The sequence below is a fragment of the Castellaniella sp. genome (assembly GCF_049671645.1).
Lineage (GTDB): Bacteria > Pseudomonadota > Gammaproteobacteria > Burkholderiales > Burkholderiaceae_B > Castellaniella.
This window is the reverse complement of sequence record NZ_JBATVG010000011.1, coordinates 58,543-73,371: the sequence shown is the minus strand read 5'-3', so window position 1 is coordinate 73,371 and position 14,829 is coordinate 58,543. Positions and strand designations below refer to the sequence as shown.

Here is a 14,829-nt window from a genome sequence, read left to right as displayed (position 1 = left end):
CTTATTGGATGGTTTTGGCCTTTTCAAAGGCCTCGTCAATGCCGCCCACCATATAGAACGCCTGTTCCGGCAGCGCATCGCACTCGCCTTCGACGATCATCTTGAAACCACGCAGGGTCTCGGTCAGCGGCACGTATTTGCCGGGCGAACCGGTGAACACTTCAGCCACGTGGAACGGCTGCGACAGGAAGCGCTGGATCTTCCGGGCGCGGGCCACGGCCTGCTTGTCTTCGGGAGACAGTTCGTCCATGCCCAGGATGGCGATGATGTCGCGCAGTTCCTTGTAGCGCTGCAGCGTCTGCTGCACGCCGCGGGCGATGTTGTAGTGTTCCTCGCCCACGACCTGCGGATCCAGCTGACGGCTGGTGGAATCCAGCGGGTCGACGGCCGGGTAGATCCCCAGCGCAGCGATGTCACGCGACAGCACGACAGTGGAGTCCAGGTGCAGGAAGGTGGTGGCGGGCGACGGGTCGGTCAAGTCGTCGGCGGGCACGTACACGGCCTGGATGGACGTGATCGAACCGGTCTTGGTGGAGGTGATCCGTTCCTGCAGCTTGCCCATTTCCTCGGCCAGCGTCGGCTGGTAGCCCACGGCGGAAGGCATACGGCCCAGCAGGGCGGACACTTCCGTGCCGGCCAGGGTGTAGCGGTAGATGTTGTCCACGAAGAACAGCACGTCGCGGCCTTCGTCCCGGAAGGATTCGGCCATCGTCAGGCCGGACAGGGCCACGCGCAGACGGTTCCCCGGGGGCTCGTTCATCTGACCGAACACCATGGCGACCTTGGATTCAGCCAGGTTGTCCAGCTTGATGACGCCGGCGTCCGACATTTCGTGATAGAAGTCGTTGCCTTCGCGGGTGCGTTCGCCCACGCCGGCGAACACCGACAGACCGCTGTGGGCCTTGGCGATGTTGTTGATCAGTTCCAGCATGTTCACGGTCTTGCCCACGCCGGCGCCGCCGAACAGGCCGACCTTGCCGCCCTTTGCGAACGGGCAGACCAGGTCGATGACCTTGATGCCGGTTTCCAGCAGTTCCACCGAAGGCGACAGTTCGTCGAACTTCGGGGCGTGCTGGTGAATGGCGCGCTTTTCAGTGGCCTGGATGTCGCCGCGTTCGTCGATGGGACGACCCAGCACGTCCATGATGCGGCCCAGGGTGCCCTGGCCGACCGGCACCGAAATCGGCGCGCCCGTGCCGGCCACGGCCATGCCGCGGCGCAGACCGTCGGACGAGCCCATGGCAATGGTGCGCACCACGCCGTCGCCCAGCTGTTGCTGAACTTCGAACGTCAGGCCCTTTTCCGCGAAAGCGGAGGACTCGTCGGTCAAGGTGAGCGCGTCGTAGATGTTGGGGATGCTGTCGCGGGGGAACTGAATGTCCACCACTGCGCCGATGCACTGAACGATGGTACCGTTGCTCATGTTTAGTCCTATAAGTATCTCTGGGTTGACCCGGCGTGCGTCGATCAGACCGCCGCTGCGCCGCCCACGATTTCCGAAATTTCCTTGGTGATGGCCGCCTGACGGGTCTTGTTGTAGACCAGCTGGAGGTCGCCGATGACTTTCTTGGCGTTGTCGGAGGCCGCCTTCATGGCCACCATCCGCGCGGATTGCTCGCTGGCCATGTTTTCAGCCACAGCCTGATACACCAGGCCTTCGACATACCGCATCAGCAGATCGTCGATGACCGTCTGGGAATCCGGCTCGTACAGATAATCCCAGCCGTACTGCGTGTCCAGCGTGTCGTCTTCCTGGCTGCCGGCCTGGAAGGGGTCTTCAAGCCCCGAAGGCAGCGGCAACAGGCGGATGAAGCTGGGGTCCTGCTTCATCGTGTTGACAAAGCGGCTGGTCGCCAGATACACGGCATCGACCTTGCCATTGGCGAAGTCGTCGATCTGCGCCTTGATGGCGCCGATCAGGCGTTCCAGATTGGGCGCATCGCCCAGCTGGACTTCCGAGGACACCACGTTGACGCCCACGCGATTGAGCAGACCCAGGCCCTTGGAGCCCAGCGCCGTCGCCTGGACGCGAATGCCCTGCTGTTCGAATTCCTTGATCCGCGCCAATGCCAGGCGCGAGATGTTGGTATTCAGACCGCCGCACAGGCCTTTGTCGGTCGTGACCAGCACGATGCCGACAGCCGACAGCTTCGGACGCTCCACCATGTACGGGTGGGTGTAGTCCGGGTTCGCCTGCATCAGGTGCGCGGCAATCGCACGGACCTTGGTGGCGTAGGGACGGCCGGCCCGCATCCGATCCTGCGCCTTGCGCATTTTCGATGCGGCGACCATTTCCATCGCCTTGGTGATCTTGCGCGTGTTCTGCACGCTCTTGATCTTGGTTCGAATTTCCTTGATTCCGGCCATTCCACTATTCCCTTGGGCTGACCGAGGCGCCTGTCATGGACGCCCCGGATGCAACTTAAAACGTGCCGTGCTTCTTGAACTCTTGAATCGCGGCGCCCAGAGCGGCGTCGTCTTCCTTGGACAGTTCTTTCACGTCTTCGATGCGCTGGATCAGGGCTTCGTGCTTGGACTTCAGGAAGTCCTTCAGGGCCTTTTCGAACGACAGCACCTGAGCGACTTCCAGGTCGTCCAGGTGACCGTTGTTGACGGAATACAGAGCGACGGCCAGTTCCCAGACCTGTTGCGGCTGGTACTGGGGCTGCTTCAGCAGTTCGACCACGCGCTTGCCGCGTTCCAGCTGGCGACGGGTGGCGTCGTCCAGGTCGGAGGCGAACTGCGCGAAGGCGGCCAGTTCACGATACTGGGCCAGGTCGGTACGGATACCGCCGGAGAGCTTCTTCACGACCTTGGTCTGGGCCGAGCCGCCGACCCGCGACACCGAGATACCGGCGTTGATGGCGGGGCGGATACCGGCGTTGAACAAGTCGGTTTCCAGGAAGATCTGACCGTCGGTGATCGAAATCACGTTGGTCGGCACGAAGGCGGACACGTCGCCGGCCTGGGTTTCGATGATCGGCAACGCGGTCAGGGAACCGGTCTTGCCCTTGATCTCGCCCTTGGTGAACTGCTCGACATAGTGGGCATTCACGCGGGCCGCGCGTTCCAGCAGACGGGAGTGCAGGTAGAACACGTCGCCGGGGTAGGCTTCGCGCCCGGGCGGGCGGCGCAGCAGCAGCGACACCTGGCGATAGGCCCAGGCCTGCTTGGTCAGGTCGTCATAGACGATCAGGGCGTCTTCGCCGCGGTCGCGGAAGTATTCGCCCATGGTGCAGCCCGAATAGGCGGCCAGGTACTGCATGGCGGCGGATTCGGAAGCGGCGGCAGCCACGACGATGGTGTATTCCATCGCGCCGTGTTCTTCCAGCTTGCGCACCACGTTGTTGATCGTGGAGGCCTTCTGGCCGATGGCGACGTACACGCAGGTGACGCCCTTGCCTTTCTGGTTGATGATCGTATCGATCGCCACGGCGGTCTTGCCGGTCTGGCGGTCGCCGATGATCAGCTCGCGCTGGCCACGGCCGATCGGCACCATGGAGTCGATGGCCTTCTGGCCGGTCTGCATCGGCTGCGACACGGACTGACGCGCGATCACGCCCGGCGCGACCTTTTCGATCACGTCGGTTTCCTTGGCGTTGATCGGGCCCTTGCCGTCGATCGGGGTGCCCAGGGCATCCACGACGCGGCCTTTCAGTTCCGGCCCGACCGGCACGGCAAGGATCTTGCCGGTGGTCTTGACGGAGTCGCCTTCGGACACGCCGATGTAGTCACCCAGCACCACGGCGCCGACGGAGTCGCGCTCGAGGTTCAGGGCCAGGCCGAAGCGGTTGTTGGGGAATTCGAGCATTTCGCCCTGCATCACGTCGGACAGGCCGTGGATGCGGGTGATACCGTCGGTCACGGACACCACCGTGCCCTGCGTGCGGACATCGGTGGACGCGCCCAGGCCTTCGATGCGGCTCTTCAGCAGTTCGCTGATCTCGGACGGGTTAAGTTGCATGGTAAGACTCCTGGAATCCTGTTGTGTGGCCCGCCGTCATGCGGCCAGCGTATCGCGCAGATTGGCCAGACGGGCCTGCACGGAAGTGTCGAGCACATGGTCGCCCACGGCGACACGCACCCCGCCGATCAGTTCCGGATCAACCGTCACCTGCGACTTGAGTTTGAGGCCGAACTTGCGTTCCAGACCCTGCAGCAGACCCGCGACCTGGGCATCATCCAGCGGAAAGGCGCTGGTGATCCGCGCCAGAGCGGTGCCTTCGACCTGATTGCGCAGGAGTTCGAATTGTTCCGCTACCTGGGGCAGGACCTGAATCCGGCCGTTTTCCACCACCAGGGCCACCAGATTGGCTGCCGGTTCGGGCAGTTCCTGGGGCACCAGCGCGGTGAGCAACTGGATGCGTTGCGCGTTGTTCAGACGCGGATCGCCCATGGCTTCCAGCACGTCTGGCATGCTCGAGACCTGGGCCAGCAGCGACAGTACGCCAGACCATGATTCGAGGCCGCGCGCGTCGTTGCGCACCGCTTCGAACAGGGCCTCGGCGTAGGGCCGCGCGATGGTAGATAGTTCAGCCATGACTCACCCTGATCAGAGTTGCGCCTTGAGCTGATCCAGCAGATCAGCATGCGCCTTGGCGTCGACTTCGCGGCGCAGAATCTGTTCCGCGCCCTTGACGGCCAGTCCAGCGACCTCGGCACGCAGAACTTCACGTGCGCGCTGCGCTTCCTGGGCGGCGTCCTGACGGGCCTGAGCGACGATCCGGGCCTTTTCGGCCTCGGCTTCGCGGCGGGCTTCGTCGATCAACAGGGCGGCCTGTTTTTCGACTTCAGCCAGACGGGCATGATTGTCCGTCTTCGAGGCCGCTTCCATCAGGCTGACACGAGCCTGCGCCTGGGCGAGGTCAGCTTTGCCCTTTTCGGCAGCAGCCAGACCGTCGGCGATTTTCTGACGACGATCATCGATTGCCTTCGTCAGGGGTGGCCAGATGAATTTCATCGTAAACCAACCCAGAACGAAAAACACGATCATCTGGAAAAAGAGAGTCGCGTTTAAATTCACGGTCGTTTCCCTAATTTACCCACTCGTGCCTTGCGGCGAACCCACAAGGCACCAAACCTGGCTGCCCGTCCCTCGAAAAGGCCGGATCAGCCCCTGGCCTGCCTAGGCAGGCCTGCGCGATCAGCCGACGAACGGGTTGGCGAACGCAAACAGCATGGCCAGACCCACGCCGATCAGGAAGGCGGCGTCAATCAGACCAACCAGCAGGAACATCTTGGTTTGCAGGGTGTTCATCAGCTCGGGCTGGCGCGCGGAGGCTTCGAGGTATTTGCCACCCATCAGGCCGATACCGATACAAGCACCGATGGCGCCCAGACCGATGATCAGACCGCAAGCGAGAGCAACGAATGCAACGTTGGTCATAACAACTCCTTGGTAAGTAAACGTTGTTTAGTCAGAAAACAAAATCAGAAATCAGTGGCCTTCGTGCGCCAGCCCGATATACACCAGGGTCAGCATCATGAAGATGTATGCCTGCAGCAGCACGATCAGGATATGGAAGATCGCCCACGCCGAGCCGGCCAGCACGTGCCCGAATGCCAGGCTGACGCTGGTCGCATCCACCCCCACCCAGGCCCCCCCCAGCAAGGCGATCAGCATGAACAGCAGTTCGCCTGCATACATATTGCCGAACAGCCGCATGCCCAGAGAGACGGTCTTGGCGACATATTCGATGAGATTGAGCAGCAGATTGAACGGGGCCAGCACCAGGGCGCCCACGCCATGCGCATGGAAGGGCGCAGTGAAGAGTTCTTTGACGAAACCGCCCACGTGCTTGATCTTGATGCCGTAGTACAGGGTGAGCAGCAGCACGCCCAGCGACATGCCCATGGGAACGTTCAAGTCGGCGGTGGGCAGAATGCGATGGTAGTACAGCGGATCGGAGTGATCGGCGCCCAGGCCGACCATCCGGAGAATCCAGCCCACCAGATCCACGGGAATCAGGTCCAGCGAGTTCATCAGGGTGATCCACAGGAACACCGTCAGCGCCAGCGGCGCGGCATACAGGCGGGATTTTTCGTTCGGGACGATGTTCTTGGCTTCTTCGTAGACCATGCCCACCAGCATTTCCACGGACATCTGGAAACGGCCGGGAACGTCGGTCGTGGCCCGCCGGGCGGCGCGCCACAGGAAATAGATGACGATGGCCCCCGTCAGGATGGACCAGAACAGGGAGTCGTAGTTCACGACGCCGAAGTTGGCGATGATGTCCTGCTTGTGCCCGAGATTATTCAGGTGCACCAGATGGTGTTGAATATATTCGGACTGAGGCGTCGTTACTGCGTCGGTCATCGGTAAGCCCTTCAAACGTAATCAAATCATGGCAGGCGGCGCAAGGCCAGCAACACCACATACCCCTTCATGACGCCCAGCAGGCCCAGCAGGAAAGCCAGCCAGTTCAACCAGCCGGCCCACTGCCACGCCACCAGGACCACCACCCCCGCCACGACCAGCAGCTTGAGGAGTTCGCCCCAGAAAAAGGCGAGCGATCCCGGGCGTTTCGGCCCGAAGTACCCCAGCAGCAGTCGCATGGCGAACAGTGCGTTGGGTACAAAATAGGCTGCCGCCCCAATCAAGGCGGAAGCCCCAGCGTCTTTCCCAGCAATCCCCCAGGCCCCCAGCACCACCAGCATCCCCGTGAATGCCTGCGCTGCCAGCGCCCGAAACAGACCAACTCGCGAGCGTCTGGCGATGAGGGCGCGTTCCGCATCGTCGAGCATCAGCGGCTCAGCCGCGCCCAACGACCCATCATCCAACCCATTGCACGGATCCGATGTGGCCCGATCACCCATAAAAACCCGCTCATGGCCCGGCGATCAAATCACCAGGCAATCAGTCAAACCGTTGAATTATAGCTTTTTTTGGCACGAGGTTCAGAGCCCCACCCCAAAAGGCGCACCATTTTAACCTAGTTTTCCCGTGCGTTGTTTGCCCGCCCCGCATCCGTCCAGGCATTACATCGTTTGGATGAGGCGCAAGGCCGATCCAGCCGGACGATCTAGATTATCCATCCTATGTGTAACGACATTGCAAACTCTTAAGATCGTTTCCAAGCATCACACAGCAAGAAACGGGCTTTTCGCAGGAGGGTCACCGTGTCGCCCCTGAATCTTCGGATCGGTGTCATCGCCGTGGCTCTGATGAGCACGATGGCGGCCGCGCAAGAACCGGAGGCCCCGAAAAGCACGCTGGACCAGGGGCAGATCAATACAGATCCGCTGAGGGGCTTGGTGATCAACCGGACCATTACCGTGCTGGGATGGGACTTCTACCAGAACTTCTCGCAGATCTGGCAGGCGCTCTACCCGGATGCGCAAGACACGATGACCGTGATTGAACGTCCAACCGCCCAATTCGGCAGCGAGATCTGGGTCAGCTATCTGGATCAGACGGTCTTTCACACCTTTCTGTCGCCGGCCCGTTCGCGGGCTCAGGAAGAAAGCAAGAAAGCGGTCGCCATCGTTCACGAAAACATCAGCATCATCAACGTTCAGCGCAAGTTCGTCCAGGATAGCGACCTGGGCCCCGAGGAGATGTAAATGAATTTACATATTGCCAGACACTGCGGCCGCGGAACGGCGCTCCAGTTGCTGATGATGACCGCCGCAAGCAGCGCCCTCATGGCGGGCCCCGCCCAGGCGAGTCAACTGACATACACGCCCGTCAACCCTTCGTTCGGCGGCAACCCGCTCAATGGATCGTTCCTGCTGCAAAGCGCGCAGACGCAAAAACGCTATCCATTCCCTACGGAAGATCTCGGCATCGATGAAATCGGCCAGATTATCCAGACCAACAACGGATTCCTGATTCAGAAAGGCAACCAGTTGTACTGGGTGGACAACAACGGCAACGCGCATCCCATCACGCTGAACACAAGCAACCCGTGAAACCAGACCAAGAAACAAACATAAGGATTCACCATGGACACCCTAGCGATGCCGGTCTTCCCAGCCGTGTTCCGGGCACGCCGCTTGTGCGTGAGCGCACTCGTCACCCTCACCTTGTCGGCCTGCGCCCTGCAGAAACCCGCCACGGTTTCCAATGAAGCCCATCTGACGCCGGCGACGCCGTCCACCGTGGATCTGATGCGGCTGCCGCCTCCTCAGCAAAAAATCGTGGCGGCCGTCTACGGGTTCCGCGACGAGACAGGCCAATACAAGCCTTCTCCCAACAGCGCGTTTTCCACGGCCGTGACCCAGGGCGCGGCATCGATGCTGGTGAAGGCGCTGAAGGATTCCGGCTGGTACGTCCCCGTCGAACGGGAGGGCCTGCAATCCCTGCTGACCGAACGGCGCGTCCTGCGGGCGGTCGACGACCACCCCACCGACGGCAGCCAGAAAGGCCAGGTGCCGAACCTGCTGCCGGCTTCGATCATTCTGGAAGGCGGGGTCGTCGCCTATGACACCAACACCCGCACGGGCGGCCTGGGCGCCAAATTCCTGGGCATCGGACTGACCACCCAGTACAGCGTGGATCAGGTCACGATCAACCTGCGGGCAGTGGATGTCATGACCGGCGCCGTCCTGAACAGCGTGTCCACCACCAAGACCATTTTCTCGTATGAAATCCATCCCAGCTATTTCCGCTTCGTCAATTACTACGACCTGCTGGAGATCGAGGGCGGCTACACCCACAACGAACCCGCCCAACTGGCCGTCAAGGAGGCCATCGATGCGGCCGTCATGCACCTGACGGTCCAAGGCATCAAAGACAATCTATGGCGCCTGAAAAACCCGAACGACTGGAACAGCCCCGTCATCCAGCGTTACCTGAATGCCGAGAAGGAATACCTCACCGTCACCAAGCGGGAGCCCGCCCAGCCGGAAGAGGCAGCCGCCACAACGGACAGCAGCCACTGATCGCCGCCATGCGCGCGATGCCAGCCGCCTGATCAGGAGTTCATCATGACCGAACGCAAACCAACCGCCCCCCATCGCCCAGCCCGGCGGGGCCTGGGTCTATGTCTCTTCGCCCTGCTGGGCGCCCTGCCGCTGACCGGTTACTGCTCTCCCGATCTGTCGCCCTTGTCGGAACTGCCGCCCGTGGAACTGGGCACGGCATCCCTGACGGCCAACGCGGTCCAGCAGGGGGTCCAGAACACCAGCCACATCACGCAGCGGGGCGCCGCCGAGGTCGCCTCGGTGCAGCAGATCGGAAACAGCAATACCGCCACTCTGTCCCAGACCGGGGCGGGGAACACCGCCAGCGCCACGCAGCAAGGCAACAACAACGACATACAGCTCACCCAGACCGGCAGCAACGACTCGGCCGAGATCAATCAGCAGGGCACGGGGAACCGCGTCCGGCTGGAGCAGTTCACCAGCAGCGCCTTCGCCCGGGTGGACCAGGTGGGCAACTTCAACCAGGCCACTGTCCAGCAGACGATCCCGGGGTCGATCCCACCCATCATCCAGATCGGGACCGGCCTGATCATGAACGTCTACCGGTAAGTCGGGACTGCCCTCACCTTTTCACAAAGCCCGGTTTCAAGACCGCCGAGCGGCGTATCTCTCAATCAGGTCTTGGCCATAGAGGAGAATCACCATGAACACGAAGTTTTGCGCACTGGCATCCGGTCTTGCCCTGGCCTTCGCAGGGACTGCTGCCTTCGCGGGCAGCTCCGCCAGCAACTATCAGAACGGCGTCCTGAACGATTCCGACATCACCCAGGCCTACAACGCGGACGCAACGGCCGATATCGTCCAGATCGGCACGCTCAACAAGGCCACGGCGACCCAGAAGGACAATGACGAGGGCTGGTTCTGGCATCCCGGGTCGGTCATGATCGACATTTACCAGAACGGCACTCTGAACACGGCCAAGGCGACGCAAACGGGCACCGGCGATGCGGACTCCAAGATCGTCCAGATCGGCACCCTGAACAAGGCGACGACATCCCAAACGGATGGCTGGAACCAGAAGTCCGACGTATATCAGAACGGCACGCTGAACACCGTCAAGGTGACTCAGGTGGGCGACCACCTGAATGCCTCTTCGGTCCAGATCGGCACCTTGAACACGTCCACCATCACCCAGACCGGCTGGTAAGTCCTGGGCCGCAACGGCCCCATCTCAGGCGGGCCTCCAGGCCCGCCTGAGACCACATCGGTTCATCAAACTCCCGGGAGAGGATCATGTTGGCAGCGGACGTCAATCTGCAGGTATGGCTGGACACCCTGCCAGGCACACACCCCAGCGTGGTCATCCCCTACGTGCAAAGCCCTGAAGCGGGCATCGTCCAGTATCAGCTCAGCGCCACCAAAAGGGGGCGCAGCGGCTCCTCCACCATCAATCAAAGCGGCGGCGTGCGGCTGCAGGCCAATCAGCCCACCGCCCTGACGCGATTCTCCCTCTCTGTCGGCCAACAGGATCAATGCAAGATCGAGCTGGTCCTGTTTGCCAACGGCAATCCCGCGGGCTCCTATCAGTTCGACTGCCCGCGCAATCCCTAGCCACCCTCCCGCGAGGTTCACCGTGCTCACCGGACTGCTGCCCGTCGCGCTGACCCTTTGCCTGTCCCTGGCGCTGCCGGGTCCCGCATCGGGAGCGCCGTCCCAAGGCTCCGAAGCCTTGATCCAGCAGGCGCGCGCGTACCGGGACGGCCAGCGCTGGGATGAAGCCATCGCCGCTTATCGAGAAGGGGAGCGCCGCTTTCCCCATCATCCCGCCTTCACGTACGGTCACATCATGACCCTGGCCGACGCGGGCCGCACCGACGACGCGATCCGGCAGGGCCGGCAACTCGTCGCCCGGCAACCGGCGATCGCGGACAGCCGCCTGACCCTGGCCTATGCCTACCATCTGGCGGGACAACCCTACGCAGCACTGGAACAGGCTTCCGCCGCATACGACCTGGCGCCTCACGTGCCTTACGTCATCCGCGCGTATATCCAGGCTCAGCAACAGGCCCGGCTGCCCGAGTCCGCCCTGCGCCTGGCGCAAGACCACCCCGACATCGTATCCCCGGAATCGATCCGCGGCCTGCAGGCGGATGTCGCCGCCCAGCTGACGCGGGCCGCCGCCGCCGAATCCCGAGGCGAGGCCAGCCGGTACGCCCTGGCGGATCGCGCGCTGGCCATGTATGACCGGCTGATCCCGCAATGGGAATCCCTGGGACCCTCCGCCCTGCCCAGCGTCAATCGCGCCAAGGCGGACCGCCTGCAGGCCCTGGCCGCCCGCCACCGCCCGCAGGACGTCACGCGGGATTACGAAACCATGCAAGCCGAAGGCACGCCCGTCCCGGCCTACGTGCTGAGCGACGTCGCCGCCGCCTACCTGGATCTGCGCCAGCCGGACAAGGCCGCACGGCTGTTCAAACGGTCACTGGACTCATCCGCGGACGGCGCGCAGGCATCCGGCCGGCTCGCCGACAGGACCGGCCTGTTCTACGCGCTGACGGAATCCGGCGACCCGGATGCCGGCCAGGCGCGCGCCGCCCTGGCGCAGACGGCGCAGTCCTTGCCGACCTGGATCTATTACCAAGGCGACCCGGTACGCCACCCCAACCCGCCGAAGCTGAGCGCAGCCCTGACCCAGGCCATGAGCACGCTGTACGAAGGCGATACCGGGCTGGCGCAGACCAGGCTGGATCACATGGTGGAAGACGCGCCGAACAACGCCGGCCTGCGGGCGGCCAGGTCCCAGGTCTACCGCGCCCGCGATCTGCCGCGCCAGGCCGAGCGCGACCTGAAGATTGGACAAACCCTGGCGCCCCGCTCCATCGACATCGAGGTCAATCAGGCGGAAACGGCGCTGGCCCTGCAGGAATGGCGCCAGGCCAGGCTGCTGCTCGATGACCTGACAACCCGCGCGCCGGAGGATCAGGCTGTTCAGCGCCTGGCCCGGGAGTGGCATGTGCACGACATGGCCGAGTGGCGCACGACGACAGGTTTCGGAACCTCCACGGACAGTCCGACTCAGGGCAGCCGCGACTGGAACATCGACTCGGTCCTTTATTCCCCTCCATTCGACGACCACTGGCGGGCCTTCACCGGCCTGGGCCACTCGGAAGGTCAGTTCAAGGAAGGCCTGGGCCGCTACGACTGGATGCGCGCCGGGCTGGAATGGCGCAGCCGCGACATCACCGCGCAAGCCGAGGTATCGGGCAACCACTATGGCGACCGGCACCGGGTCGGCGCCGCCCTCTCGGCGCTCGTCGACCTGGACGACCATTGGCAGATCGGCGCGGGCGCGGAGCTGCTGTCGCGGGACACCCCCTTGCGGGCCTTGATGCAGGACATCACGGCCAACCGCCTGAACGCCTCGATCCGCTGGCGCCGCGACGAACAGCGCGAATGGACCCTGACGCTGGCCCCGTCCTTCTTTTCCGATGGCAACACACGCCTGGAAGCCGACCTGTCAGGGCGAGAGCGCCTGCTCACCCGGCCCCGCTTCAAAGTCGACGCGCTGCTGGACCTGTCCGCCTCCCGCAATACGGCGGAAAACACGCCATATTTCAATCCCCGTTCGGATCTGAGCGTCCTGCCGGCCGTGCGGATCACACAGACACTCTATCAACGGTACGAGACGCAATGGGAGCAGCAATTTCTGCTGGGGGCCGGGACCTATACCCAGCGGGATCACGGCACAGGGGGCGTTTTCACGCTGGGCTACGGCCAGCGCTACCGCTACAACGACGCCCTGGAGATCAGCTTCATGGCCTCCGGCGTCTCCCGGCCCTACGACGGGCGGCGCGAGCAGGACCTCAATTTCGTCGTCAACATGACATACCGATTCTGAGGCGGGGCCATACCATGCGATCCTTGCCCATCACCATGCCCTTCCTCGCCTGCCTGAGGCTGCTGATGATGTCGCTCTGCCTGACCGTGCTGTCCGGGTGCGCGCAGGACATCCCGGCCTTTACGCCGCCCGCCCAACGGCCCTTGGCCCATACCGACCAGCCCTGGCCTCCCAATCGGGTTCTGACACTGGCCTACCACGACATCGAGGACAAAGACCCCGATCAACGCTTCCTGGCCGTGCGCACGGATCTGCTGGTCGAGCAGCTGCAGTGGCTGCGCGACAACGGCTATCAGGCCGTGTCGGTGGACCAGATCCTGGCGGCCCGCCACGGCGGCCGGCCGCTGCCGCCCAAAGCAGTGCTGCTCAGCTTCGACGACGGCTACCGCAGTTTCTACACGCGCGTCCTGCCGATTCTGAAGGCCATGCACTGGCCCGCCGTCTGGGCCCCCGTCGGCCGATGGATCAGCACCCCGGCCGATCAGCCGGTGCGATTCGGACAGATACAGGCGCACCGCGAGCGCTTCGCCACCTGGGAAGAGGTGCGGCAGGCCGCGCGATCCGGGTTGGTCGAGATCGCCGCGCACACGGACGATCTGCACCATGGCATCACGGCGAATCCCCAGGATAACCAGGAGCCGGCGGCCAGCACGTACCGCTACGACCCCGGGACGCAGTCTTACGAGACGGCGGCGGCCTACCGCCAACGGATTGCCCAGGACGTGCGGCGGATCAGCCAGAAAATCCGCCAGGCGACAGGCAAGGCTCCGCGCGTCTGGGTCTGGCCCTACGGCGCCGCCAATGGCGAAGCGCTGTCGGTCATCCGACAGCAAGGCTATCAGATGGCGCTGACGCTGGACGACGGCCTGGGCTCGCTGGATCAGCTGATGTCCATGCCCCGCCTGCTGGTATCGGACTCGCCGGGCATGTCCGAATTCGCGGCATCCGTGCTGGGCGCCGAATCCCAGGACAACTTCCGGGCTGTCCAGGTGGATCTGGACTACGTGTACGATGCGGACCCTGTTCAGATGAACAAGAACCTGGGCGCCCTGGTCCAGAGAATCGCCGACCTCCAGATCAACACCGTCTTTTTGCAGGCGTTCGCCGATCCCAAAGGCGACGGCCTGGCCAGATCCGTATACTTCCCGAACCATCAGTTGCCCATGAGGGCCGACTTGTTCAACCGGGCCGTCTGGCAGCTGAAAACCCGCGCCCGGGTCAAGGTCTATGCCTGGATGCCGGTCCTGAGTTTCAAGCTGTCGCCGGGCATGGCCCATGTCACGCGCCTGGACCCCGGCCATCCGGACGCCGCTCCGCGCCCGGATCCGGATCAATACCAAAGGCTTTCACCGTTCGACCCCAAGGCCCGCGCCGCGATCATCGGCCTCTATGAAGATCTGGCCCGCAGCGCTCCCATCGACGGCATCCTGTTTCACGACGACGCGCTGCTGAGCGACTTCGAGGACGCCAGCCCGGCCGCCCTGGCGGCATATCGGCGCGCCGGCCTGCCGGCATCCATCCCGGCGCTGCGCGCTGACCCGGCGACGCTGCGACGCTGGACCCGCTTCAAGACCCGCGCCCTGATCGAGTTCACCCAGACACTGGCCGAGCACGTGCGGGCGATCCGCGGCCCTCAGGTCAAGACCGCGCGCAACCTGTATGCCGCGCCCATTCTGGACCCCGCCAGCGAAACCTGGTTCGCCCAGAACCTGGGCGACTTCCTGAAGGCCTACGACTGGACTGTGCCCATGGCCATGCCGCTGATGGAAGGCGTGCCCGCCGCCCAATCCAGCGCCTGGATCAAACGGCTGGTGGCCGCGGTCGGCCAATATCCGGGCGCCCTGGACCATACCGTATTCGAACTGCAGGCCCGCGACTGGAGCGCGCCGCGACAGCCGGCCGTGGATACCCGCATCCTGGCCGGCTGGATGCGGCAACTGCTGCAGGCCGGCGCTCGGAATTTCGGCTACTACCCGGACGATTTCGTCCAGAACCAGCCCGTGCTGAACGCCATCCGCCCGGCCATCTCGAACGCCTGGTATCCCTATCGGTGAGGAGACCGCATC

Annotated in this window: 16 protein-coding genes; 8 read left to right on the top strand and 8 right to left on the bottom strand. The window is 63.5% G+C overall.

Translation table 11 applies throughout. The annotated features are described in order from the left end of the window. Nucleotide 1 precedes the first annotated feature (1 nt). The 8 genes from atpD to WBG56_RS03470 all read right to left on the bottom strand — a co-directional run bounded on the left by atpD (nt 2) and on the right by WBG56_RS03470 (nt 6,744). Complete coding sequence (gene atpD / locus WBG56_RS03505; RefSeq protein WP_424265301.1) at nt 2-1,423, bottom strand: F0F1 ATP synthase subunit beta; 1,422 nt, start codon at nt 1,421-1,423, stop codon at nt 2-4. A 44-nt stretch (nt 1,424-1,467) separates the two neighbouring features. Continuing rightward, nucleotides 1,468-2,367 carry a F0F1 ATP synthase subunit gamma gene (atpG, locus tag WBG56_RS03500; protein ID WP_424265299.1) on the bottom strand — a complete coding sequence of 300 codons (900 nt, stop codon included), beginning with the start codon at nt 2,365-2,367 and terminating at the stop codon, nt 1,468-1,470. Between the two features lie 55 nt (nt 2,368-2,422). Continuing rightward, entirely contained in the window at nt 2,423-3,964 is a 1,542-nt protein-coding gene (gene atpA, locus WBG56_RS03495) for a F0F1 ATP synthase subunit alpha (RefSeq protein WP_424265297.1), read from the bottom strand. A gap of 36 nt (nt 3,965-4,000) precedes the next feature. Beyond that, nucleotides 4,001-4,540, bottom strand: coding sequence for a F0F1 ATP synthase subunit delta (locus tag WBG56_RS03490; RefSeq protein ID WP_424265295.1), 540 nt, complete (start codon nt 4,538-4,540; stop codon nt 4,001-4,003). Between the two features lie 12 nt (nt 4,541-4,552). Beyond that, on the bottom strand, nt 4,553-5,023 hold the full coding sequence (locus WBG56_RS03485; protein ID WP_424265293.1) for a F0F1 ATP synthase subunit B: 471 nt from the start codon (nt 5,021-5,023) through the stop codon (nt 4,553-4,555). Between the two features lie 120 nt (nt 5,024-5,143). Then, nucleotides 5,144-5,386 (bottom strand): F0F1 ATP synthase subunit C, encoded by a 243-nt coding sequence (gene atpE, locus WBG56_RS03480; RefSeq protein ID WP_298014239.1) that lies wholly within the window; start codon nt 5,384-5,386, stop codon nt 5,144-5,146. A gap of 51 nt (nt 5,387-5,437) precedes the next feature. Beyond that, entirely contained in the window at nt 5,438-6,316 is an 879-nt protein-coding gene (atpB, locus tag WBG56_RS03475) for a F0F1 ATP synthase subunit A (RefSeq protein WP_424265291.1), read from the bottom strand. Nucleotides 6,317-6,342: 26 nt separating this feature from the next. After that, nucleotides 6,343-6,744, bottom strand: coding sequence for an ATP synthase subunit I (locus WBG56_RS03470; protein ID WP_424265289.1), 402 nt, complete (start codon nt 6,742-6,744; stop codon nt 6,343-6,345). Nucleotides 6,745-7,119: 375 nt separating this feature from the next. On the opposite strand from WBG56_RS03470, the gene WBG56_RS03465 reads away from it, so the two are divergent. The 8 genes from WBG56_RS03465 (at nt 7,120) to pgaB (ending at nt 14,817) form a co-directional block, all read left to right on the top strand. Further along, entirely contained in the window at nt 7,120-7,563 is a 444-nt protein-coding gene (locus tag WBG56_RS03465; RefSeq protein ID WP_424265287.1) for a curli production assembly/transport protein CsgE, read from the top strand. Beyond that, nucleotides 7,564-7,911: a curli assembly protein CsgF gene (locus WBG56_RS03460; protein WP_424265285.1), complete on the top strand. Its 348-nt coding sequence runs from the start codon at nt 7,564-7,566 to the stop codon at nt 7,909-7,911. Nucleotides 7,912-7,944: 33 nt separating this feature from the next. Beyond that, on the top strand, nt 7,945-8,883 hold the full coding sequence (locus WBG56_RS03455; RefSeq protein ID WP_424265283.1) for a CsgG/HfaB family protein: 939 nt from the start codon (nt 7,945-7,947) through the stop codon (nt 8,881-8,883). A 45-nt stretch (nt 8,884-8,928) separates the two neighbouring features. Continuing rightward, nucleotides 8,929-9,474 carry a hypothetical protein gene (locus WBG56_RS03450; protein WP_424265281.1) on the top strand — a complete coding sequence of 182 codons (546 nt, stop codon included), beginning with the start codon at nt 8,929-8,931 and terminating at the stop codon, nt 9,472-9,474. Nucleotides 9,475-9,568: 94 nt separating this feature from the next. Beyond that, the gene (locus WBG56_RS03445; protein WP_424265279.1) at nt 9,569-10,072 is read left to right on the top strand and encodes a hypothetical protein; all 504 of its coding nucleotides are present in this window, start codon (nt 9,569-9,571) and stop codon (nt 10,070-10,072) included. Between the two features lie 86 nt (nt 10,073-10,158). After that, complete coding sequence (gene csgH / locus WBG56_RS03440; RefSeq protein WP_424265277.1) at nt 10,159-10,476, top strand: curli-like amyloid fiber formation chaperone CsgH; 318 nt, start codon at nt 10,159-10,161, stop codon at nt 10,474-10,476. Between the two features lie 22 nt (nt 10,477-10,498). Continuing rightward, entirely contained in the window at nt 10,499-12,763 is a 2,265-nt protein-coding gene (pgaA, locus tag WBG56_RS03435; RefSeq protein WP_424265275.1) for a poly-beta-1,6 N-acetyl-D-glucosamine export porin PgaA, read from the top strand. Between the two features lie 14 nt (nt 12,764-12,777). Then, on the top strand, nt 12,778-14,817 hold the full coding sequence (pgaB, locus tag WBG56_RS03430) for a poly-beta-1,6-N-acetyl-D-glucosamine N-deacetylase PgaB (protein ID WP_424265273.1): 2,040 nt from the start codon (nt 12,778-12,780) through the stop codon (nt 14,815-14,817). The last annotated feature ends 12 nt before the right edge of the window (nt 14,818-14,829 follow it).